Origin of the sequence: Longibacter sp., assembly GCF_051155795.1 — a bacterium.
Lineage (GTDB): Bacteria > Bacteroidota > Rhodothermia > Rhodothermales > Salinibacteraceae > Longibacter.
The window spans coordinates 1-22,020 of sequence record NZ_DAXETW010000155.1 but is presented as its reverse complement, the minus strand read 5'-3'; the positions used below and the strand labels follow the sequence as shown (position 1 = coordinate 22,020).

Here is a 22,020-nt window from a genome sequence, read left to right as displayed (position 1 = left end):
CCTCCTGACTGATTGCCCGCGCTGTCATGCGACTTCCTGAGTACGCCATTCGCCGGATGCCCTTCACGGTCATCGTCCTTCTTCTGGTGACCCTGCTGGGCGTCCTCAGCTTCTTCACCATGCCCCGGTCGGAGGACCCGCAGTTTGCCGTCCCGACCGTGCGCGTGATCGCCGTTTACCCCGGCGCGAACCCCGAAGACATCGAGCAGCTCGTCGTCGACCCGATCGAGGACGCCATCAACGAGCTCGACGACGTGGACCGCATCGAGTCGTCGATTCAGGACGGCGTCTCCGTCACATCGATCGATTTCCTGGCGAGCGTAGATCCGGACGACGCGATGGAAGACGTGACGCAGCGGATGTCGGAGGTGCGACCGACACTACCGGCTGAGGTGCGACAGGTGGAGATCGACGATTTCAATACGGCGGACGTGACGGTCTACCAGGTCGCCCTCACGAGCGAAACCGCAGAGTACCGTATTCTCGAGAAAGAAGCCGAGCGCCTCGAGCAACGAATGGAGCGGGTCGCCGGTGTGAAACAGGTCGAGACGTGGGCCTATCCCGAACAGCGGGTGACGGTGGGACTCGACCTCGAACGCATGCGTGCACTCGACCTGTCGCTCGACCGCGTCGCCGGCGCGATCCGATCCGCCGCCCCGAATGTGCCCGGCGGAGACATCGAGGCGGGAGAACGCCGCTTCACGGTCCAGACTTCCGGGGACTACGCGTCCATCGACGCCATCCGCCGCACCGTGGTCGGCGCATCCGCATCGTCCGTGCTGTACCTGGAGGACGTGGCCACGGTTGAGGCCGGCTACGCGGATCCCACCCACCGGGCACGCTTCAACGGGCGGCGGGCTATCTTCGTCACGGCGACCCAGCGCGACGGGGTCAATATCTTCGACGTACTGGACCCCCTCCGGGCGGAAGTGAGCGCGTTTGCGACCGAACTCCCGACAGACGTCGAGCTCCAGACGGTGTTCGACCAGTCGGAGAGCGTGGCAAGCCGCGTCAACGGCTTCTTTTCGAACCTGCTGCAGGGAATTCTGCTCGTCGGTGCCGTCATTCTTCTGGCCCTCGGCCGACGGGCCTCGGTGATCGTGATGCTGGCCATTCCCCTTAGCATCCTCATCGCGATCTGGCTCCTGGACCTCGGCGGCTACGGCCTCCAGCAGATCTCGATCGTCGGTCTCGTGATCGCACTCGGCCTGCTCGTGGATGATGCCATCGTGATCACCGAAAACGTCGCGCGGTTTCGCCGAAAGGGGATGGGAGCGATCGAGGCGGCGCTCAAAGGGACGGACGAGGTCGGCTGGGCGGTAGTCAGCACGTCGGTCACCAGCATTCTGGCGTTCCTCCCGATCGTGCTCGTCCAGAGCGGTAGCGGCGACTTCATTCGGTCGATGCCCATCACCGTCATCCTGGCGCTGCTGGCGTCGCTGCTCATCTCCTTGACACTGACGCCGCTACTCGCCGCTCGATGGCTCGGGGGAAAAACTCCAACCGATGCGCCTTCGGAATCCGATGAGACCGACGCCGACCCGGCGCTCGACCGTCCGGCATCCATCGTCAGCGGACCGCTACAGCGGGTGCTCGACCGGTTCGTCGATAATGTCTACCGGCGCCTGCTGCGGGCCTCGCTGGAACGTCCGGCCGTCGTCCTCGCGGTCGCCGTGCTGGCGTTCGCTGGCAGTGTGAGTCTCTTTCCCGTGATCGGCGTCTCATTCTTTCCCGATGCGGAAAAGCCGCAGTTCCTGGTTAACGTGACGACGTCGGAAGGCACCACGTTCGACGCCACCGACGGCGCTGTGCGGCGCGTCGAGGCGTGGCTGCGGGACCGGAACGACGTGAAGCGCTACGCGGCCAACACGGGCCGCGACAACCCGATCGTGTATTACAACGTGATCCCGCGAAGGGAAAAGGCGAACGTTGGGCAGATCCTCGTCGAAGCCGCCTCGGCGGATGACGTCCCCGGCATCGCGGCCGATGTGCGGGAGGCCTTTCGCGGCGAGCCGGGCCTGACTGTCGAACCGGTCGTGTTCAAGAACGGCCCGCCGGTGGAAGCACCAATAGCGATCAAGGTGATCGGCCCGGACCTGGCCACGTTGGAGCGCCTGGCAGGAGAAACCGCCGACCTGCTCCGCCGGACGGACGGTACGCTGAACGTGAACAATCCGCTCGATGAGCCCAAGACCGACCTGCACGTCGACGTAGACCGCGGTGCGGCGGCCCTCCATGGCGTCCGCCTCGTAGATGTGGATCGGACGGTGCGGGCCGCCCTGGCCGGGGAGGCCGTCGCCACGTACCGGGACGACGCCGGCGATGAATACGATGTGGTGCTCACGCTAAATCGTCCGACCGATCGGCGTGCCCGAGTCGACGACCTCGACCGGGTTTCCGTCACCGCGACGACAGGCGCAACCGTCCCCCTCCGTCAGATCGCCGACATCCGCCTGAAGCCGGTCCCCGTGCGCATTGACCGCTTCGACACCGAGCGGGCAGTCACCGTGACGGCGGACGTCGACACGCGAGCGGGATACAGCGCGGTGGCGGTGACCCAGTCCGTGACCGCCGACCTCGACGACAGGGACTGGCCGGACGCCTACCGGTACTTCGTGGGCGGCGAGCTGGAAGCGCAGGAAGACAGCTTCGCCAGCCTGCTGCCCGCCCTGCTGGGCGCGATCCTCGGCATCCTCGCCGTCCTGGTCCTGCAGTTCGACTCGTACCGGCAGCCATTCATCATCTTCACCGCAATCCCGCTTTCGGTGATCGGCGCCTTCCCGGCTCTTCTGCTCACGGGCTACACGTTTAGCTTCACTGCGTTCATCGGCTTCACGAGCCTGGTCGGCATCGTCGTGAACAACTCGACGCTCCTCGTCGACTACGCCAACCAGCTCCGCGACGCCGGTCACAGCGTCCTCGAAGCGGTCCAGATCTCGAGCGAGACGCGCTTCACGCCGATCGTCCTCACGACGCTGACGACCATCGGGGGACTGCTTCCGCTCACCCTCTCCGGATCCAGCCTCTGGAGCCCTCTGGGATGGGTCATCATCGGCGGACTGATCGTCTCCACGGGCCTTACCCTCCTCGTCGTACCCGTGCTGTACCGCCTGCTCACGCGCTGATTCGTCCGGGACCTCGTTAGAGTCAGGGTGCTGCGTTCGACAGACACCGGAGCCTCCCTCCGAGGCCAATCGATTGCGCACGAGACCCCCTGAACCTTGAACCCTGAACCTTGAACCTCGACCCAACCCTACAGCCAGAAGCGGAGGCTGACGAGGAAGGTGCGGCCCGGCATCGGGGCGTCGAGGATGTCGGAATACTGCCGGTCGCGAAGGTTGCGGACTTCGGCAGACAGAGCAACATGCTTGTCTTCGACCATCTGCCAGCCGTAGGCGAGGCGGACGTGGATCAGGCCGTACTGATCGGTCGGAATGTCGCGGTCGCCCATCCGGTCGAGGTACGAGGCGTTGACGCTCGCCGTAATCTGCTCGTAGGAGACAGCGGCACGGCCCTGCAGAAGGTGGCGCGGGCTCGACAGCGCGTACCGGGCGTCGGCGACCGGCTCCTGCGACGTCAGCGTCTGATCCATGAACGTGTAGCTCCCGTCCAGCAGGACGCGTGCTCCCTGGATCGTGCGCTGAAAGGACGCCTCCGTCTCGATGCCGAGCGTCTCCACCTCATTCAGGTTGCGGGCCACGAACGTGTCGTCGCTGGCGTCGTCCTTCGCGTAATCGATGAGCCCGGTCGTGCGGCGCCCGAAGCCGGTCAGGTGCAGCGTCACATCGGGCGTGAGGTAGACGTCGGTGCCCGCCTCGGCCGACCAGCTGCGTTCGGCGTCCAGGTCCGCCGTCCCTTTGGTCGTGGGCAGGTCGATGTAGCGCTCGACGTAGTTCGGCGCACGGACCGCCCGCCCGACTCCGGCGCGGAGGGTGACCGTGTTCAGCGAATACGACGCGTAGAGCTGCGGCGTGGGCTCCAGCCCGTAGAGCGGGTCGCCGTCGAGCCGGAGACTGCCGTTCAGAATGAGCGGAGCCACAGGCTGGAATCGTGCGCTGGCGAAGACGCCCCCGGCCACGTCGGATCGGTCGCCCAGCGTGTTGGAGTCGATGCCGCGCGCCTGCCCGGAGAGTCCACCGGTAAGCGTCAGCTCGCTCGATACGGTGCGCGACACCTGTGCCTGGGCCGTCGTCAGGCGGCTGGTGTGGATGCTGGGGGAAAGCTGCGGATTGTACTGGTAGTTGTCGTCGTGCACCTTGCTCGCCACCTGCGCCGTCCAGCGGGTGTCGGCTTGCGGATCCCCCTGTGCGCGGATTTGCGCCCAGAGCGTCTGCGTCGACTCGCGGGCCGTGTCGCCGACCACGCCGTAGTAGTGGTACGCGCCAAAGTCCCGGTCGTCGATTCCTACGCGGGCGTAGATCGAGCCATTCCCCAGTTTCGTTTTGGCCGCCGCGGTGCCGGCGTAGCGTTCGAAGTCGGTGCGCACCTCGCCCCGGGAGCTCTCGATCGGCTCCCCCTGCTCATTCGTGATCGGCTGGCCGTCGGAGCCCTGCGCCGTGCCGGCCAGGCTGACGCGCCAGTGCTTTCGGGCAACGCGCAGCTGGGCCTCTCCACTGTACAGGCTGTAATCGCCGAACTGCCCCACCACGTCGGCCCCCACGCCATCCTCCGTGTTCTGGACGGGCGCCATCGCCGCTCGGGTAAAGATCTGCACGACTCCTCCGAGCGCGTCGGGCCCGTAGAGCGCGGTTGCCGGTCCGCGCAGAACCTCCACGCGCTCGATCTCCGGCAGCGGGATCGGGATGTCCATTAGAAAGTGGCCCGTCATCGGGTCGTTCACGCGTGCCCCGTCGACGAGGAGCAGGACCCCGTTGAACGTGGAGCCGCGCAGGGAAAGGTCGCTCTGCACGCCAAAGGCGCCCCGGCTCTGCACGTCAAGGCCCGCCGTCACCTCCAGGAGTTGATCGACCGTCGTAATCGGCATTTCTGCAATGTCGCGCCGCGTCCAGACCTGCACGCGGCGGCCCGTCGTGCGCGTGGGCTCCGCGTAGCGGGAAGCCGTGACGACCACCGAGTCCGGCATCTGCACGTACATGGCGACGTCGGAGGTGTCAGATTCAGCGTCGTCCGTTTGAGCCCGCGCCGACAGCGAGGTCGTGCCCGCGACGAGACAGAGAAAAAGAACGACGGCCCGAAGAGGGGATGAGACAGATACCATTGCAAACACACATTCACCGATGACCGCGAAGGACGAACGAACAGGGCAACGCAGGCTCCTCCCTGAGGTTCAACTCCCGGGTAACGACACCCAGCATCTTTCAGCACCCCACCCTCGAGCAACGATGGCGCTCCGGTCGACCGAGTCAGAAGTGCAGGGAGCGTACACGTAGACACCGTACAGCAAACCTATCGATGGAAGCGCTTTCGATCCAGACCTGCATACGAAAACTGTCGATTCTTCTTCCAAGCTGCTTGAATTCCAGGCTGTCGAACCGAATTATGGACGTGTACTTATCCGGTATGAACGTACCTGTGAAGTACGAGTGGTGAAGTACGAGTGGCGCGACGAACGATCCACACTCGGTGTGCGCATTCGAGCGCTTGCTCCGGTCGTACGCTTCGCCGGTTTCGGCGGGAGCATCGTAATGCGTTCGCCGCGTCATACCTACGTTATTGCAGACCTGTGTTGCTACCGGCAGGATCCGTCGTGATGGGGCACGTGCCCCTGGTTCCTGCCCGACTCTTTTGATGGCGGGTTCGAATCCGCTCTTCCCCGGCGTTTTCAGACACGCGCCGATCACTGTGCGTCGTCGCTCCGGCCCCCGTGCCGACACTGGCGGGTGCCCTGCTTGCATCCCTTATGCGGCTGAACAGCGATTCATTCGCTGCGCGACGCACATCGTTTTGCCCAAACAATTCTCCGAATCGAATGACGACCCGCGAAAAGCTCGACGCTCTCTCCGACAACATGTGGTGGAGCTGGAGTCCGAATGCCCGGACGCTATTCGAGCAGCTCAACCCGCTGATTTACGCGCAGACGGACAACAACCCCAAGGCGGCGCTCGCCGCGGCGGATGAAGAGGTCCTGTCGAACGCAGACTTCCAGTCGGATGTCGACGCCGTGTACGACGAGTTTCAGGCGTACATGGACCAGGAGCCGCACTTCGATGATGCCCCGCGCACGGCCTACTTCTGCATGGAGTACGGTCTGCACGAAAGCATGCAGCTCTACTCCGGTGGACTCGGCGTCCTGGCCGGTGATCATGCCAAGGCCGCGTCGGATCTCGGCCTTCCTTTCACCGCCGTCGGCATGTTTCTCCGGGAAGGCTACTTCCACCAGTCGTTCGATGCGGACGGGTGGCAGCAGGCGTCCTACAAGCCGCTAAACCCCGACCACCATCCGGTGGCCCCGGTCAACGATGAAAACGGCGACCGCATCATTATCGATGTCCACGCCGGAGAGCATCCCATTCATGTCCGGGCCTGGAAGGTTAACCTCGGACGCACGGATCTGTATCTCCTGGACACGGACTTCGACGCCAACCCGACGGAGCTCCGCAAGCTGACGCGGCGTCTGTACCAGGGCGGCAACCAGCAGCGGATCCGCCAGGAAGTTGTCCTCGGCATCGCAGGATTGCGTCTCTTGCGTCGCCTCGGCATCGAGTCGGACGTTTACCACGCCAACGAAGGCCACTGCGCCTTCCTCATGCTCGAGCTTCTGCGCGAGCGCCTGGAGCAGGGCGAACTCCGCACAGACGCCGAGCAGTGGGTCCGCGACCACTGCGTCTTCACCACGCACACGCCGGTCCCGGCCGGGCACGACCGCTTTAGCCCGGACCTCTTTGCGAAGGAGATGGACACCTTCCGGAAGTCGCTCGACCTGTCCGTGGACGAGCTGATGAAGTACGGCCGTGTGCACCCGGGCGACCACTCGGAGCCGTTTACGATGACAGTCCTCGGTCTCCGGCTTGCCCGTGCCTCCAACGGCGTCTCGAAGCTCAACGGCCACGTCGCCCGCCAGCAGTGGGAGGGCATGTACCCGCATCGCGAACTGGACGAGGTGCCGATCGGCTCTATCACGAACGGTGTGCACCTGCCGACGTGGACGTGCCAGCCGGCCCGCGATTTCCTCGCCGAACAGTTCGGTGACGACTGGCTCCGCACCCGTCACCAGGAAGAGGTGTGGCAGGTTCTGGCCGACCTTGACGATGAGGTGCTGTGGCAGTACCGCACGATGCTCCGGACGCGCCTCCACGACTTCATCGACACGAAAGTGCGCACGCAGAGCCTTCCGATGACGCCGGACCTCGATCCGGATGCGTTGACGATCGGCTTCGCACGCCGCTTTGCTACGTACAAGCGCGCGCCGCTCATCTTCAGTGACCTGGAGCGTGCCCGCGCCATCTTCTCGGACGCCGACCGGCCGGTCCACCTGATCTACGCGGGCAAGGCCCACCCGGCGGACGACGGCGGCAAGCGGTTCATCCAGCGCATCTTCGAGATCAGCCAGCAGGAAGGCTTCGAAGGCAACGTCATCTTCCTCGAGAACTACGACATGGAGATCGGACGGATGCTGGTGTCCGGGTGCGACGTGTGGCTGAACAACCCGCGGCGCCCACTCGAAGCGTCCGGCACATCCGGCCAGAAGATCGCGGCCCACGGCGGCCTCAACTTGTCGGTCCTCGACGGCTGGTGGCCGGAAGGCTTTGACGGCGACACGGGCAAGGGCAAGAACGGCTGGGCCATCGGCCCGCAGCCCTCGGGCGACTACGGCACGGAAGACCCGGCCGTACAGGACCGGGAGGACGCAGCCTCGCTCTACAAGCAGCTCGAAAACAGCGTCATCCCCACGTTCTACGACCGCGACGCGAATGGCGTCCCGACCGAGTGGGTGAACATGATGCGGGAAGGCATGACCGGCCTCCCCGGACCCTTCTCCGCCAAGCGCATGGTCATCGACTACGTCAAACGGATGTACATCCCGGAACCGGTTGAGGGATAGTCCCGCCGACGTTCTAAAAAAACGCCGCCTTCTCCTTTTGGGAGAGGCGGCGTTTTTTATTCCTGGTCGCTGTGCGCTTATCCCCGAATACTGAATCCAAGTGACCGTGTCCGAATGCCAGGACTCGGATGCTGGGGATGTTTGGTCGACCAGGACGTAAAAAGACACCGATGTGAACATTCGCTGCCCGCTCCGACGGACTGTCCCCGGGCGAAGGAGGCATAGCCCGACATTCAAGTTCGGATTGGGTATCCCCATCAATCGACTGGGGCTGTCGTATAGAATCTCAGTTCCACGGTCGGGTCAGAGCGGTTCAGACCGTAGAGGCAGCAGAGGATCTTCCGTTGAGCAAACAGTGGTTCACTCAACCCATCCTCGCCTTCATTCGGCTCGACTAAACCCTGTCTTCCCCCTCTACGCACGATGAGGTCACAGCACCACTTCGATGGACCGCAAACGGACACTCTCATACACAGAAGGCTCCGGCACCGGGGCGTACTGTACAGGCCAAAGCAGCAGCTTTTGCCCCTACCATTTCCGCTTCGCACGGACGATCATTCTGTATCCCTTGTTGGGTTGCCCGTTCGACGGCCTCTGCTCTTGAGAACTGTTTCGATCAGATACCGATGTCTGTTCCCACCCGACCTCGCCAACTGATTTTCCACGATCAGTGCCCCTTCACCCTACGCCCGGCCTTACGGAAACTAAATCTCGACTGGATGGAAGCGTACTTCCATGTCGAAGAAAGGGATCAACCCATCCAGGACGATCCAGAAAAGCATGTACTACAGCAGGAAGGAGCTCTCTTGGTTCTGGTGGCCGACCCGGACCCGTCCGTCGACGATCCCCGGACCGCGGTGGATCAGACCGCTCTCCTTCAACCAACGGACGTTCTGGCAACCTGTGCCCTGATTCCATATCAGCAAACGTCTGTCAAACTGGCCAAGATGACAGTCGCTCCAACAGCGCGCGGTCGAGGACTGGGTCGCCGCCTTCTACGTGCTGCGCCGCGAGGCCGGAGCCATGGGATACCAGCGTCTTGTGCTCAGGACAAGCCGCCGCCTGTCGGCAGCCGTTACTCTCTACCGATCGGAGGGGTTCAAGGAAGGCGATCTCGATCTAACGGATGACCATGACCAAGGAAATCTCGCTATGGGTTGCGACCTGGAGATGAGCCGCAACCTACAGTAATCTTGAATCAGAATGATTCGTTGGGGGCGCTGTGCCTTCAACGGTTGGACCCATCCGGTCGAAACGCGGCGAAGAAAGACAGCAATGAACGTTTGGTCGTCTCTCCCCCTTCGCAGCAGACGCCCACGTGAGACCGTGCCCCCGACATTGTCATTCTGATTTGGTATAAGGATGCATGATCACAGACTGTCAGTTGATTCCCGCCGCATCATGGTAGAAGCTCTCTGGAATAGGTATCACGACGAAGTCTATCGCTACATCCAAAGTAGACTGGATGATCGAGAACGGGCCCGCGATCTCACGCAGGACGTTTTCGAAACCATTGTTGCCAATCAAGACCAGTTCGATGAGATCACAAGCTTCGATCAGTGGATATACCGCATCGCAAAGAATCAGTTGATTGATCATACTCGAAAAAAACGGGATGTCCGGTTAGAACAACAGGATCTTGTCCCTGCGCCATCTGATTCAGATAAGGTCGCATCGCTGGTAGAAAGCATCTCTACATGCCTTAAAAGCATTCTTGAGGACTATACCCCGGAGCACTCCGAGCTCTTCTTAACGGTATTTCGAGGGCAGATGACGCAGAAAGACGCAGCTCGCAAGCTCGGTATCCCATACAGCACACTGAAGTCTCGCGTCCAAAAGGCCCGCCGGATCGTCTCCGAACGGTTCGTTGAGGAATGCTGCACCCTTGTCCGCAATCGCGAAGGGCACGTGATTAACTGTGATCCTGTGACTCCGTCCCCCAGCCATTGCGATGCACCCGATCGATAATTATGCAGGCGCTGACTGTTCGTACTGTTGATGTATGACGGCCAGGCCCGACATGGACAACAGAAAAACGGCGAGGATTGCCCAGATCACCGCATCGGGGTCCTTCCATGATGTCCACAGAACCGTTAGCCCAACGGGCAGAACAGCCTGCGCAATTTTTGCTGTCATGGCGAGCCATCCGTTCGTACGGGCGTAGACGCTCGCCCCCATGTGCTCTGCGACGGCGGTGCCGCGGACAATGGTCATGGTCCCTTTCGCCGCTCCGTACAGACCAGCAAACAGCAGAAGCCAGGTCGGCGTTGGTGGCAGCGAAATGAGGACGGCAACGGCAAGCAAGGTCGTTACCAGAATCATGGTTCCTACACTGGATGTCCGCAGCGTGCCGGCTCGACCGAGCAGGAGGGCTCGTCCGGCCACCTGCATGGGACCGATCGTCGCCACGCACAGCAGAATGGTCGCCATGGGCACGCCTCGCGCGCTGAGTAGGGGAATAAGGAGAAACGTGAGTGCGGTCGAGGCCGCCTGAAACAGTGTAAACCAAAGCGCGAGTCCGACGAAAACAGATGGTTTGAACGCAGGCTCCCTGAATAGCCCCATATCGAACAGCTTCGTCGGGGCGGGTGCCTCTTGTGAGTCGGTTCCTGTCGCCGATGAATGGGCAGAGCGGGAGGGCAGTCCTAGGACATGAAGCGGAGCACAGACGAAGAGATTGGCTCCAGCCAGAGCGAAAATGGCACCGTGCCATCCCCACCCGTCGATGACCCACTGAATCGGCGGAAGAAAAAATGTGCTCGCGAAGCCGCCAACAAGGGTGAGCGCGGTAATCGCAGCCTGGTAATGGTCACGGGCAGTGCGGACGAGTACGGCGAAGGCGGGTTCGTACAGCACCATGCTCATCGAAGCCCCAACCATGGCCCAGGCACTCCAGAAAACCCAGGGAGTCGACGGCCACAGTGCCCAGACGAACAGTCCAACACCGCCCAGGACGGAACCACCCGTCATGACCGGGCGGCTTCCGTACTGAGTCAACAGATATCCTACGACGGGCGATAGCGCCCCCCAGGTGAGAAGCGCTACGGTTGCAGCACTCTGGATCTGGGATCGCGACCACCCTAAATCCTGCTGCATCGGTTCGATAAAGAGGGAAAACCCATAGTAGAGGGTTCCCCACCCTGTGAGTTGAGTCACAGAGAGGATCGTTAAGAGCACGCGAAGGTCCGGCTGCCACAGTGCACGCAGCGAGGCCCAGCGGCCGGGACTTGTTCTGGGGCAACCCATGCCTAGGCACAGCAGCTGGACGAAGACACCGTGGCGGACTCTGCGGCACGCCGGACACGGGGGACCGGTGCACAGCAGGATCCCGCCCTGTTCTCATCGGCTTCGTTCACAGGTGCCGGGGCGCTGCACACCCCTGTCTCGGGCAGGGTAAGCTCAATACGTGTCGCCGCTTCATCATCCCCGGTCAGATGAGCCGCTATCGACCGCACTTGTTCGTAGCCAGTCGCCATGAGGAATGTCGGCGCTCGACCATAACTCTTCATGCCGACGATGAACACGTCTTTCTCTGGGTGCGTGAGTTCGTCGACGCCATGCGGCGGGACGGTTCCGCAACTATGGAGATTCGGATCGATGAGCGGCGCAAGATCGGCCACGGATTCCGTCACGGGATCGATGTCAATGCGCACCTCTCGAAGGATGTCCAGGTCCGGGCGAAACCCCGTGGCCACAACAAGCTGATCCGCATGAAGAACGGAGGTCGACCCGTCCTGCTCTCCAAGGATGCGCAGCTTCGGGGCGGCTTCGTGGTTGGATTTGATCGCGTGTGTTAAAAACGGGGAGACCAGATCGACGCGTCCGTCCTGGATGGCAGCATAGGCTTGTTGGCCCAGCGCACCACGAGCGGCCAGCGCATCGTTTCTGCCTCCCCCAAAGTCGTCTGGTTCGGTCGGCGTCGACCGTCTCGCCCATATCACGCGCGTATCCGGTGCCACTTCCTGGAGCGTCACCAGGTCCAACACGACGTTCATGGCCGAGTGACCACCACCCAGCACAAGGATATCCTGTCCTGCGTAGTCGTCGCGGTTCGCTCTCAGCACATCAGGAATGCCATACGTGATGTGGGCGCTGTGTGCCTCTTCGCCGGGTACGGCCACCCCACTTGCACCGGCCGGGTTGGGAGTAAACCACGTGCCGGAGGCATCAATCACCGCGCGTGCTTTCTTCCAGACCGTGCCTCCATCTGACTCGATTTTGAGCGTGAACGGTCGAGACCCGCGGTCAGCGGTTTTCATCTTGTCTCGACCGTCTCGCGTAATGGCCACCACACGTGACTTGTACTGGATGTGGCGGGCCAGCCGCGTGCGCGTCGCAAGCGGACGAAGATACTGCTCGCGAAGGTCACGTCCGGTGGGCAGCACATTCGGGTCGGGCTCGACCCACCCTGCTTCGCGGAGAAGCCGTCGCGAGGCATCGTCGATGTTGTACTTCCACGGCGAGAAGAGACGCACGTGCTGCCACTCGCGGACGGCTGTAGCGGCGTCTGGACCCGCCTCGAACACGAGGGGCGTTTCTCCGCGTTCTAGCAGGTGGCTTGCAGCTGCCAGGCCGACGGGCCCTGCGCCAATGATTGCTATCGGTAGACGATTCGTCATGAGTACACTTTTTCGTTTATAGGTTGCGCGTGCACTCATACAGACGAATGAGCAATCGAAAAAGACGACGCTCTCGTGCGAGACCTATTCGCTCCCTTGCCTATCCCCTTGCCTGGCAAGACGGCGGAAGGCTTCGTCAATCATCTGCATCCGCTGACGCACTTTCTCCGCGGCCGCATCCAGCGTATACCCTTCGTCAATCAGCTCTTTGATGAGAAGGACTTTTTTTATGTTGACATAGTCGAAGCGCCTGGTGCTTCCCGATTCGTCTCGGACCGAATCAATCAACCCTTTCTTCTGCCAGTACCGCAACTTCCGCTTCGGTACGTCCGTGATTTTGGCAACCTCCCCGATGCCAACGACGAGGCGGGACAAAAACTCAAAGTCCATAAGGACATCTTCGGGAGATTCACTCGCTGGCAGCAAGGACGCGTCGTCCGTGGAGTCGCCATCTGAAGGATCCGCCATGTTCGTCATTGGTCGGTTATCAAATATGTGACTGCTGGCGCATATGAACGGCTGGAACAGGCCATTGCTCCGTTTGTAGATTATCTACATCAATTGTAGATTAGGGTCAAACGAAACAGCAGCGCCATGATAACAGATGCGACTTCAGCCCTTCTCCTCATCGAGTTTCAGCGCGAATGGCTTGACCCTGAAGAGGGAAAGCTCAACGTCTTGATGAGGGACGAGCAGCAGTTTACTACGTCGGTGAATGGTGCTCGACGTGCGCTCCGTGCTGCACGAGCATCCGCTATGCATGTTATCCACGTTCCGTGTCTATTTGAGCCCGGCTACCCGATAATCGGAGGACAGGGTACAGCCGGACTATTCAAGGCCATCCCTGATGCTGGCACATGGATAGGCCCGGGACGCCCCTTCGCTGCCGGCTTCCAACCACGCGGTGGCGAATTTGTCGTATCAGGCCGAACCGGAGCCAGCGCATTCTCGCATTCTAACCTCGACGCCTATCTACGGAACAACGATGTGACGACTCTTTGCCTTGCTGGTTATGCGCTACACGTATGTGTCGAAAGTACCTTGCGGGACGGTCATGATCTCGGATATTCCATGCATGTGATCGAGGATGCCACAAGTGCCTTTACGACCGATCAACGCCGGCATGTGCTCGATAACGTTGTGCCCCACTTCGGCCATCGAATTCGGTCAGAGCAGCTTCTTGGCGGCCGAACTGCTTCCCCTACCGCGTAGGTCAGCGTTGCCTGCCTTTCTCCTGCAATGCAATCGCGGAGCGTCGTCTCTTTACACTGTCGCGACTTCATGCCCCAACCATAGGGGGGGGCACGAATGGGGCTTCACGGTCGGCCTCCCCTCAGATCAGGGTGAAGAGATGTCCTTCCTGCTGGGGGAAAATGCATGCAGACCGGCATGCTCAGCAGATCGAAGCCAACTGTACTGGTTTTATCAGCGAGAATTGCATCTGTATGGGGTGGCTCTTGCCTGCTATCTAGTAACCGTGTCATCAACCGATTGACAGGAGGTACCGACATGGACCCGTTTATTCGCCGCGAAGACGGCTTTCTGTACGAGCAGATTGCCTCGACTGTCTCATCCATGATCGAAACCGGCACCCTTCAACCCGGTGACCAGGTTCCGTCGGTACGACAGCTGAGCGCAACGCAGGGCGTGAGCATCTCGACGGTGACGCACGCGTACCGAATTCTTGAAGATCGCGGCCTCATCGAAGCGCAGCCTCAATCGGGATTTTACGTCCGTGCGATCGACCGCATCCCGGTCACGGAGCCGACCATCACCATTCCGCCGAAGTACTGCTGTCGCGTTGACACAGCGGATCTCGTGATGCGGCTCATCGCATCCTTGTCCGACCCAGAGGTCGTGCCACTGGGGGCTGCCCTCCCTGCTCCCGAACTGCTCCCTACCGAGCGACTGGGCAGTCACCTCGCCCGCGTGGCGCGAGACACGGTTCACCAAACGCCCACCTACGACCCGCTCGGCTATTCTCCTTTGCGCAGGCTCTTTGCACAGCGGGGTCTGCTGAGTGGGTGCGCCTTCGACGACGCCGATGTTGTCATCACGAATGGGTGCATGGAGGCTCTTTCGCTTAGCCTACAAGCCGTTACGGAACCGGGAGATACAGTCGCCATCGAGTCACCAACCTATTTCGGCGTCCTCCTCCTTCTCGAAAAACTCGGACTGCAGGCCCTGGAACTTCCTACATCACCGCAGACAGGCGTGTGCGTCGAAGGCGTTCGCGAGGCCATTGAGCGGGAGGATATTGCAGCGCTCCTCCTGATCCCCAATTACAGCAACCCGACCGGGAGCCTGATGCCGGAATCCAGTAAGCGGGCGCTGTACGACCTACTCGTGGAGCACGACCTTCCTCTGATCGAGGACGATATCTATGGAGACTTGTACTTCGGCGATGCGCGTCCAAAGCCTGTCAAAGCCTTTGATACCGACGAGCGGGTTCTGTATTGCTCATCTTTCTCAAAAACGATTGCTCCAGGATACCGGATCGGGTTTGTAACAGCGGGTCGCTATGGTCGTGACGTGGCTGCGTTGAAGACAGCACATACCGCATCTACGGCGTCTCCGATGCAGCGTGCGGTGGCGGACTTCATCAACCAGGGCGGCTATGAGAAGCACCTGCGGTCGCTCCGCCGGCACTACCGCGACAACCTTACGCGCATGCGCCAGGCCGTGGCCGATGCCTTTCCGCACGGCACGCGCGTCACTAACCCCAAGGGCGGCTTTCTGCTCTGGGTGGAGATGCCTCGCAAGATCAACGCTACGTGTCTGAGCGACGAGGCCTACGACCGCGGCATCAGCATCGCGCCGGGCACGCTCTTCGCGCCGAGCGCGACGTACGACCACTGCATCCGGCTCAATGGTGCTCAAATATGGTCTGATCGCCTCGAAGAGGCCATCGAAACGATCGGCGCTCTCGCGCACGAGTTGCAGAGCGACCTGCAGCCGGCGTAGCCCGCCGTACCAGTGTCCTCCATGTCGCGGGATGCATCCGATGATACACCTCAAGCCCCTCACGCAACGGTTCATCGCAATCAGCATGTCGATTATGACCACTCACATGGCGACGGCTCAGATTCCGGCGGGAAGCAATAAGTCGGGGAATGGCGCTCCATCCGAGGGCACTCCATCGGCCACGGTGCATATCATCCACGGCTACAGCGCCTCGCCGTCCGATCACTGGTTTCCGTGGCTGAAGCGCGAGCTAGAAGCCGACGGACACGCCGTCACGATCCATCCCATGCCGGACTCCGACGCCCCCGACGCAGACGCCTGGAAACGCACGCTGGAGCGACGCATCCCGGCAACGGGCCCAGGCACCTTCTTCGTCGCGCACAGCCTCGGCTGCATCAGCCTGCTCCACTACCTGAACGCATTGCCCGAAGGCACAACGATCGGCGGGATTGTGCTGGTCTCGGGGTTCTCACAGCCGATCGCATCGCTCCCCGAACTCGATGCCTTCACGGCGCCCAGTGTCTCCTTTCCTGCGATCCAGGCGCTCACGCCCCGCCGCGTCGTCATCGCCTCCGCGAACGACCCCATCGTCCCGTTCGCGCATACCGTGCATCTGCAGACGATGCTTGATGCAGGGCTCATCACCGTGGAGCGCGGCGGGCACTTCCTGGCGAGCGATGGATTCACAGAACATCCGGCTGTGCTTCGAGCGCTGGCGCGGATGCTTTCGGGCTCTGCCGAGGACACGGACCCGCAGACCACGACCCACTAGTTTAGATGGCATCGGAGTCAAAACGAGGTCGACGCCGTCGATTTGGCTAACACGCAGGACCGCGCGGGCTGTCCGGCGCGCCATGGTGCTCCACGCCTCGATCACGTCAGCCGGCGGTCGTGAACAACATGGATCGTGAGGCCCGACTTGAGCGCTGATGCCAACGGCCCGTGCAGGGGCGCAGAGGTCGGCGTAAGCGTGTGCTCGGCCCCTACGGCGACTCCGCAAGAAACGCTTGAAACCGAGACAGGATGTAAGGCCACCCCTCTGCACCAGCCAGGGCTTCGCGATATGCTTCTCCGCCGTCACCGTGCCGCTCGAAGGCGCGGTGCGTCAACTGCACCTGCGTCGCGTCCTCGACGGCGGCGAAGCGGACGACGACCAGGCTCGCCTGCTCGGGATTCGGCACGGGTTGGCGATCCATGCTGATCTGCCACGTGAAGGCAAGGCGCTCCGGTTCGTCCCACTCGGTCACCCGTCCCCAGCAGATGACAAACCGGTTCGGCCCGATCTCCAGGCAGCGCCCGCCGACGAACGGCTCGACCGTAATGTGCCGTATCGTATCACCGGCCCACGTATAGGCCGGCGGCCACCAGCGGTCTAGCTCGCGGGCGAACGCGTGGAAGGCCCGCTCCCGCAGGGCGGGGACGCGCACGGTTTCCTCGATGGCGACAGTCTCGTCGATGTCCTTAAGATCCATGGTGCGTTCAGTCAGTGTGGGTGGCGAAGGCTTTGAAAAAGGTGTAGCAGAAGACCCCGTCGGCGTCGAGCCCGGCCTCCTGCAGAAGCGGATAGATGCGCCGCCTCGCTCTCGGGGTAGAACGACGTCGACCCGTGATCGCCTTCGATGACGGTCATCGTGCTGCCGGGGAGGAGCTGTTGTTTCAGCACGGTGAGCGCCCGCTTCGGCGCGGCCAGATGCTCCATCACGAAGCACACGAAGACGTGGTCAAACGACGCCGACGGGAACGGCAGGTCGAAGAGGTCGGCCTGCTGGAGCGCCACGTTCGTCAGGCCCGCCGCCTCCACGCGTTCGTGGGCGCGGCGCAGCGAGCGTTCGGAGATGTCAATGGCCGTGATGCGCGCCTCCGGGCTCTGCCGCGCGAGCGTCACCGTCTGCGCCCCGACGCCGCAGCCCGCCTCCAGCACGCGGCTGCCGGCGGGATAGGCGGTGTCGGTGTGCAGCAGTTCGCCAAGCGTGGAGGCCTGATCCTAAAGCCGCAGGCTCTCCGCCGATCCATAGCCGTGGACGTACGCGTTGTGCATGGGGGTGTGAGCACGTGATGGGAGTTGACTTTCGTTACGCTGTCTTTCGCCAAACGGGCTTTCGTCACGCCGTCGCGCTCCACGCCGGCTTGCCGCCCTCCGGGGTGGAGGTGATGCTGCGACCCAGCACGAGGAGTTCGACGTCACCCGCGGCGCGGGGTCGGTGCTCCACGCCGCGCGGGACGACCAGCAGCTCGCCGGCCTCCAGCGTGACCGTCTGATCCCGCAGTTCCACGAGAAGCGTGCCGCGGTGGACGAGAAAAACCTCGTCCTGATCGTCGTGCGCGTGCCAGGTGGTCGACCCGGTCCCCTTCGCGAGTTTGATGAGCGTGCCGTTGGCTTCGCCGACAATATGCTGCGACCAATACTCGTCGATGGACGCGAATTCGTCACGTATGTTCACTTTTTGCATAATCAGTGGGCTTCTGCATCGTGAGCGGGATGGCGCGGCTCCACGGCGATGGTCGTCCGTACTGAGTGAGCCAGAAAGCAGCGTGCGTGGGCGGCGTCGTGGAGCTGCCGGAGCGTTGCTGCATCGGGACTGTCGCTGGCGAACGCAACGTGCGGGCGCAGCGTGACCCGCCGCATCCACATCGGCTCGTCCTCCGGATCCATCGCGCCCACGGGCGTATCGTCGTAGCGGTCGACCACGAGCCCGCGGTCGGCCGCGAGGTGAAGAAACCACAGCATGTGGCAGCTGCTGAGGGCGGCGACGAACGCTTCTTCCGGATCGACGCAGGCGGCGTCGGAGAGCGGCTCGGGTACCACCTGCGGCGAGGCCGATGTCGGCACGGTGACGCCCCCGTCGAACACCCACTCGTGTCGCCGCGCGTAACGGCCGTCGGTGAAGGGCTGATCCCCGCGCTCCCAGCGTATGCCTGCGGTGTATGCGTGCATAGGACTTGTATGTGGAGATTACAACGGCTATCCGCACGTATCCTACTGCCCGTTCGCCGGAAAGTACAGACACAGTTCGGCCGAACCGGCTGGGCACAGATTACCCACAGTTTGCTACTCAACTGATCGACTGAGCGAGTGGCGACTACAGAGCCACTGCTTTAGGCGGTGTCGAGGCGTTCCCATCCGGATTGCAGTGCGTCGCGGACCAAAGGCCGGCTGCTCATCTCATCGAACGCGACGATCTCACCGGGTGCCTGGACATCTTGAAGAGCACGTTGCCACCACCCCACGTCGTGCCACGCGCCCTGCTTGTAGCCGACCCGCCGGTAGACGCCAACGGGCTGAAAGCCCATCGACTCATGCAAGGCTACGCTGGCCGGGTTCGGCAGCGTCACGCCTGCAAACACGTTCACGTATCCCTGCGCTCGAAGCACACCGAACAGGGCTGTGTATAGCGCCCGGGCCACGCCCCGTCGCCTGAACGCCTTACCTACGTAGATCGAAGAATCGACCGACCACCGGTAGGCGCCTCGGGATCGATGGGGCGTGGCGTAGGCATAGCCCGCGATCTGGTCACCGAGGTCACACACGAGCCAGGGCCGATCCTTAGCCGTATCCAACATGCGGCTACGCATCGCGTCAGGGGATGGGGCCTCCGCCTCGAACGAAATCGGTGTCTCTTCAACGATCGGCCGGTAGATAGCGGCCACATCACCTGCGTCTTCCTGCTCTACTGGGCGGATCATGGACTCATGAATCTGATCTAGGGCCAATCTGAAACAGGTATCTTGCGTCCAGACGGTGAAGAAGCAAGATACAGTATGGCAGTATATGACCGGTACAGCCCGGGCGCATGCCACTCCGAGCGTGACGGGTACCCTTCAGCGAAACCGAGTAGACCAACTGTACCGACTCGATAGGCGGCGTCTGTCTCTTATATCGTAGCGCAGAGCTATGTATGTAGTGGTATAGTTTGTCTCAAAACGATCAATCTCAGCATACGACCTGTCCAGTGACAACCGACTCGACTCCAAACCGGTCTGCTTCAGCCTCCTCGACCTCGAAGCACGGATCGTCGCTCTCCGATGCGTTCATTGCCCTCCTCCAGTCGAACACGCCGGAGGATACTACGCTCGCAATTCCCCCGCCGTGCTTTGTCGACATGCGCGGCGAGATTCTGGACGTGGACCCCGAAGAGGGCCGGCTTACGGTTCGCTTTCCCAATCAGGCGCGCTTCCGCAATCCAGTGGGCTTCATGCAGGGCGGCATGATCGCGTCCGCGCTCGACAACGTCTTCGGACCTCTCACCTACCTCATGGGCTGGACGGCTCTCACAACCCAGTTGGAGGTCCGCTTTCTCGAGCCGGTGACTCCTGACATCGAGGCCGTTACGGTACGTGCGCGCATCGACCGAAGCCACGGCCCACACCTCTTCTTGAGTGGGGAGGTAACCGGCGGTGACGATCAGGTCTTCGCTGTGGGGCATGCACAGTTCCGCTCGACCCCGAAAGCACGCTCATCGTCCGCACCAAACACCCCATAAGGGGTTGGATGCATCTCGACGTATAGGCATCACTGATCGCTTGACCGCATCGATCTAACTGTCTACACCCATGCCGCAATCCATTCAGATCACGACCTACGGTCCGCCGTCGGTCCTCACCGTGCGCGACATCACCCTCCCCCCGGTCGACCCCACGTCTGTACGATTTCGCGTCGACGCCGCGCCGGTGAATCGGGCAGACCTCGAAATCCGCGCCGGCAACTGGCCCGTGCACACGGACGACCCCTTCCCCTACACGCCGGGCCTCGAAGCGGTTGGCGTAGTAACCGATGTCGGATCCGACGTAACCGACGTTGCGGTCGGTCAACGCGTGATCACGATGATGCAGGGGCTCGGGGGCGTCCACGCAACCTACCCCGGTGGGTATCAATCACACGTAACGGTCCCAGCGGATCACATCGCAATCGTGCCGGACGGAATCGATTCACATGACATCGCGGCGCTGGGCTTGGCTGCTGTCACAGCGCACCAAGCGATGGAGCGGCTTGGGCTCACGCCGGGCCAGCGTCTTCTCATACACGGCGCGTCAGGCGGAGTTGGGAGCGCCGCCGTGCGGCTCGCGCGGGCGCAGGACCTGCAGGTAGTCGCCGGAACGACGCGCCCGGAGAACGAGACGGCGCTTCGCGACCTCGGCGCTGACGAAGTCGCCGTTGTGAACGACCGCGCCGACCTGGCGGTCTCGCCCGTGGATGGCGTCCTCGACCCGGTCGGCCAGGCTACGTTCTCGCCGAGTGTGAACGCGCTCCGTGACGGCGGCCGGTATGTGCTGGTGGGCGCCGCCTCAGGCACCGACCTGAGCCTCTCGGCATGGGACCTTATGCGCGGCGTCGTGCTCACGGGGTACTCCACAGAGTCGCTGGACGGCAAGGCGCTCCGCCAGAGCATCGCGGTGCTTGCGGACCACGTGGAAGCGGGTCGTCTCCCCCCTCCTCCGTACCGTACGCTCCCGCTCGACGAGGCGCCTGAAGCCCACCGCATGATGGAAGCGCGCCGCCACCATGGGCGACTCCTGTTGGTACCCGCCGGATGATCTCCAGTCTGTGCCAAACCCCTTCGCGTCTACACGTGCCGCGGCTCTTCCTACCGAACCACCGGATGGTTGAGCTTGGAAAGGGAATCGTCAATCCAGTGGCGCGCGTACGGGGGCATGACATCGGGCAACCCGTCCGGGGCGAACCACCTCCACTCGAACCCTTCCTCTGCCCCTTGTAAGTCCCCGCCCGCCTTCCGACAGGCAAAGACGCTGGTTACGAAATGCACCGTCTTGCCCGAAGGGTACCGCACGATCTGAAAGGACGGGTCGGAGTAGAGTCCCACGAACCGCGCAACGTCGACCCGCAGGCGCGTCTCTTCGTGCAGCTCGCGGCGGAACGCCGATTTCACGTCTTCGCCGGGCTCCATCGACCCACTGGGCGGCGCCCAGCCGTCACCGGCGCGGCGCCGGTGAAGCAGTAGCTCATCATCCGAATTAAAAACGATACCGGCCACGCCAGGCCGAATGGTGAGCGCATCGGTAGACATTGTGATGTTCGGTTGATTTCGAGCCGTTTTGGCGAACGAATAGAGCAGCCATCGGGCTGCGTTCAACGCCCCGCCGACTGCACCAATGCCCCGACCCAGTAATGTCAAACGCCATGGAACTCGATCACGTGTTTATCTGCACGGCGGCTGACGCCCCCACGGCCGACGCCCTTATCCGATTGAGATTCGTCGAAGGACCGCCCAATCAACATCCCGGGCAAGAAACGGCCAACCGGCGCTTTTTCTTCCGGCATGCGCTCATCGAGCTGCTCTACCCAACGAACGAGGCGGAGCTTCTCCGCGCCACCACGCGCCGAACCCGGCTCCACGAGCGGCTCCTCGGCTCTGGTAGAGGCGCGTCCCCTTTCGGCCTGGGCCTGCGGCCAAGCCCCGGAGACGACGGCGCCGTCCC

General features: G+C 62.4%; 18 protein-coding genes and 1 pseudogene. 9 read left to right on the top strand and 10 right to left on the bottom strand.

Translation table 11 applies throughout. The features are described 5' to 3' along the window. Positions 1-26 precede the first annotated feature (26 nt). Entirely contained in the window at positions 27-3,125 is a 3,099-nt protein-coding gene (locus ACFCU0_RS14940) for an efflux RND transporter permease subunit (protein ID WP_434974481.1), read from the top strand. Positions 3,126-3,253: 128 nt separating this feature from the next. On the opposite strand, the gene ACFCU0_RS14935 is transcribed toward ACFCU0_RS14940, so the two are convergent. Continuing rightward, positions 3,254-5,218 (bottom strand): TonB-dependent receptor plug domain-containing protein, encoded by a 1,965-nt coding sequence (locus tag ACFCU0_RS14935; protein WP_434974480.1) that lies wholly within the window; start codon positions 5,216-5,218, stop codon positions 3,254-3,256. A 711-nt stretch (positions 5,219-5,929) separates the two neighbouring features. Between ACFCU0_RS14935 and glgP the strand changes: the two genes are divergently transcribed. Together glgP and ACFCU0_RS14925 are read left to right on the top strand one after the other, a co-directional pair. Further along, positions 5,930-8,002 carry an alpha-glucan family phosphorylase gene (gene glgP / locus ACFCU0_RS14930; protein ID WP_434974479.1) on the top strand — a complete coding sequence of 691 codons (2,073 nt, stop codon included), beginning with the start codon at positions 5,930-5,932 and terminating at the stop codon, positions 8,000-8,002. Positions 8,003-9,403: 1,401 nt separating this feature from the next. Next, entirely contained in the window at positions 9,404-9,970 is a 567-nt protein-coding gene (locus ACFCU0_RS14925; RefSeq protein ID WP_434974478.1) for a sigma-70 family RNA polymerase sigma factor, read from the top strand. Here the strand turns inward: ACFCU0_RS14925 and ACFCU0_RS14920 are convergent, their stop codons facing one another. The 3 genes from ACFCU0_RS14920 to ACFCU0_RS14910 form a co-directional block, all read right to left on the bottom strand. Next, entirely contained in the window at positions 9,971-11,158 is a 1,188-nt protein-coding gene (locus ACFCU0_RS14920; protein ID WP_434974477.1) for an MFS transporter, read from the bottom strand. It abuts the gene before it with no gap. A gap of 92 nt (positions 11,159-11,250) precedes the next feature. Continuing rightward, a complete protein-coding gene (locus ACFCU0_RS14915) occupies positions 11,251-12,621 on the bottom strand; it encodes an NAD(P)-binding domain-containing protein (protein ID WP_434974476.1) in 1,371 nt (456 codons plus the stop codon). A gap of 84 nt (positions 12,622-12,705) precedes the next feature. Continuing rightward, positions 12,706-13,089 carry a MerR family transcriptional regulator gene (locus tag ACFCU0_RS14910; RefSeq protein WP_434974475.1) on the bottom strand — a complete coding sequence of 128 codons (384 nt, stop codon included), beginning with the start codon at positions 13,087-13,089 and terminating at the stop codon, positions 12,706-12,708. 126 nt (positions 13,090-13,215) lie between these two features. Between ACFCU0_RS14910 and ACFCU0_RS14905 the strand changes: the two genes are divergently transcribed. The 3 genes from ACFCU0_RS14905 to ACFCU0_RS14895 all read left to right on the top strand — a co-directional run bounded on the left by ACFCU0_RS14905 (position 13,216) and on the right by ACFCU0_RS14895 (position 16,357). Next, positions 13,216-13,833, top strand: a complete 618-nt coding sequence (locus tag ACFCU0_RS14905) for a cysteine hydrolase (protein ID WP_434974474.1) — start codon at positions 13,216-13,218, stop codon at positions 13,831-13,833. Between the two features lie 297 nt (positions 13,834-14,130). Next, positions 14,131-15,585 (top strand): PLP-dependent aminotransferase family protein, encoded by a 1,455-nt coding sequence (locus tag ACFCU0_RS14900; RefSeq protein WP_434974473.1) that lies wholly within the window; start codon positions 14,131-14,133, stop codon positions 15,583-15,585. A gap of 85 nt (positions 15,586-15,670) precedes the next feature. Then, positions 15,671-16,357, top strand: coding sequence for an RBBP9/YdeN family alpha/beta hydrolase (locus ACFCU0_RS14895; RefSeq protein ID WP_434974472.1), 687 nt, complete (start codon positions 15,671-15,673; stop codon positions 16,355-16,357). A 211-nt stretch (positions 16,358-16,568) separates the two neighbouring features. Here the strand turns inward: ACFCU0_RS14895 and ACFCU0_RS14890 are convergent, their stop codons facing one another. The 5 genes from ACFCU0_RS14890 to ACFCU0_RS14870 form a co-directional block, all read right to left on the bottom strand. Next, positions 16,569-17,057 carry an SRPBCC family protein gene (locus tag ACFCU0_RS14890; RefSeq protein ID WP_434974471.1) on the bottom strand — a complete coding sequence of 163 codons (489 nt, stop codon included), beginning with the start codon at positions 17,055-17,057 and terminating at the stop codon, positions 16,569-16,571. A gap of 11 nt (positions 17,058-17,068) precedes the next feature. Beyond that, positions 17,069-17,542, bottom strand: a complete 474-nt coding sequence (locus ACFCU0_RS14885; RefSeq protein ID WP_434974490.1) for a class I SAM-dependent methyltransferase — start codon at positions 17,540-17,542, stop codon at positions 17,069-17,071. A gap of 145 nt (positions 17,543-17,687) precedes the next feature. Next, positions 17,688-18,035 (bottom strand): cupin domain-containing protein, encoded by a 348-nt coding sequence (locus tag ACFCU0_RS14880; RefSeq protein ID WP_434974470.1) that lies wholly within the window; start codon positions 18,033-18,035, stop codon positions 17,688-17,690. A gap of 2 nt (positions 18,036-18,037) precedes the next feature. Then, the gene (locus tag ACFCU0_RS14875) at positions 18,038-18,520 is read right to left on the bottom strand and encodes an OsmC family protein (protein WP_434974469.1); all 483 of its coding nucleotides are present in this window, start codon (positions 18,518-18,520) and stop codon (positions 18,038-18,040) included. A 161-nt stretch (positions 18,521-18,681) separates the two neighbouring features. Continuing rightward, positions 18,682-19,269: an arsinothricin resistance N-acetyltransferase ArsN1 family B gene (locus ACFCU0_RS14870; protein ID WP_434974468.1), complete on the bottom strand. Its 588-nt coding sequence runs from the start codon at positions 19,267-19,269 to the stop codon at positions 18,682-18,684. A 266-nt stretch (positions 19,270-19,535) separates the two neighbouring features. Between ACFCU0_RS14870 and ACFCU0_RS14865 the strand changes: the two genes are divergently transcribed. Further along, positions 19,536-20,066 (top strand): PaaI family thioesterase, encoded by a 531-nt coding sequence (locus ACFCU0_RS14865; RefSeq protein WP_434974467.1) that lies wholly within the window; start codon positions 19,536-19,538, stop codon positions 20,064-20,066. 70 nt (positions 20,067-20,136) lie between these two features. Continuing rightward, positions 20,137-21,117 carry a quinone oxidoreductase family protein gene (locus ACFCU0_RS14860; RefSeq protein WP_434974466.1) on the top strand — a complete coding sequence of 327 codons (981 nt, stop codon included), beginning with the start codon at positions 20,137-20,139 and terminating at the stop codon, positions 21,115-21,117. Positions 21,118-21,167: 50 nt separating this feature from the next. Here ACFCU0_RS14860 and ACFCU0_RS14855 read toward each other — a convergent pair whose 3' ends face one another. Then, positions 21,168-21,608: an NUDIX domain-containing protein gene (locus ACFCU0_RS14855; protein ID WP_434974465.1), complete on the bottom strand. Its 441-nt coding sequence runs from the start codon at positions 21,606-21,608 to the stop codon at positions 21,168-21,170. A gap of 113 nt (positions 21,609-21,721) precedes the next feature. Here ACFCU0_RS14855 and ACFCU0_RS14850 point away from each other — a divergent pair. Further along, positions 21,722-22,020 (top strand): annotated as a pseudogene (locus tag ACFCU0_RS14850) (hypothetical protein); the annotation flags it as partial.

Excerpts from the sequence above, each read along its gene's own strand:
- ACFCU0_RS14940 (WP_434974481.1), top strand. The coding sequence starts at position 27 with ATGCGACTTCCTGAGTACGCCATTCGCCGGATGCCCTTCACGGTCATC.
- ACFCU0_RS14935 (WP_434974480.1), bottom strand. The coding sequence starts at position 5,218 with ATGGTATCTGTCTCATCCCCTCTTCGGGCCGTCGTTCTTTTTCTCTGT.
- glgP (WP_434974479.1), top strand. The coding sequence starts at position 5,930 with ATGACGACCCGCGAAAAGCTCGACGCTCTCTCCGACAACATGTGGTGG.
- ACFCU0_RS14925 (WP_434974478.1), top strand. The coding sequence starts at position 9,404 with ATGGTAGAAGCTCTCTGGAATAGGTATCACGACGAAGTCTATCGCTAC.
- ACFCU0_RS14915 (WP_434974476.1), bottom strand. The coding sequence starts at position 12,621 with ATGACGAATCGTCTACCGATAGCAATCATTGGCGCAGGGCCCGTCGGC.
- ACFCU0_RS14910 (WP_434974475.1), bottom strand. The coding sequence starts at position 13,089 with ATGGCGGATCCTTCAGATGGCGACTCCACGGACGACGCGTCCTTGCTG.
- ACFCU0_RS14905 (WP_434974474.1), top strand. The coding sequence starts at position 13,216 with ATGATAACAGATGCGACTTCAGCCCTTCTCCTCATCGAGTTTCAGCGC.
- ACFCU0_RS14900 (WP_434974473.1), top strand. The coding sequence starts at position 14,131 with ATGGACCCGTTTATTCGCCGCGAAGACGGCTTTCTGTACGAGCAGATT.
- ACFCU0_RS14895 (WP_434974472.1), top strand. The coding sequence starts at position 15,671 with ATGTCGATTATGACCACTCACATGGCGACGGCTCAGATTCCGGCGGGA.
- ACFCU0_RS14890 (WP_434974471.1), bottom strand. The coding sequence starts at position 17,057 with ATGGATCTTAAGGACATCGACGAGACTGTCGCCATCGAGGAAACCGTG.
- ACFCU0_RS14880 (WP_434974470.1), bottom strand. The coding sequence starts at position 18,035 with ATGCAAAAAGTGAACATACGTGACGAATTCGCGTCCATCGACGAGTAT.
- ACFCU0_RS14875 (WP_434974469.1), bottom strand. The coding sequence starts at position 18,520 with ATGCACGCATACACCGCAGGCATACGCTGGGAGCGCGGGGATCAGCCC.
- ACFCU0_RS14870 (WP_434974468.1), bottom strand. The coding sequence starts at position 19,269 with ATGATCCGCCCAGTAGAGCAGGAAGACGCAGGTGATGTGGCCGCTATC.
- ACFCU0_RS14860 (WP_434974466.1), top strand. The coding sequence starts at position 20,137 with ATGCCGCAATCCATTCAGATCACGACCTACGGTCCGCCGTCGGTCCTC.
- ACFCU0_RS14855 (WP_434974465.1), bottom strand. The coding sequence starts at position 21,608 with ATGTCTACCGATGCGCTCACCATTCGGCCTGGCGTGGCCGGTATCGTT.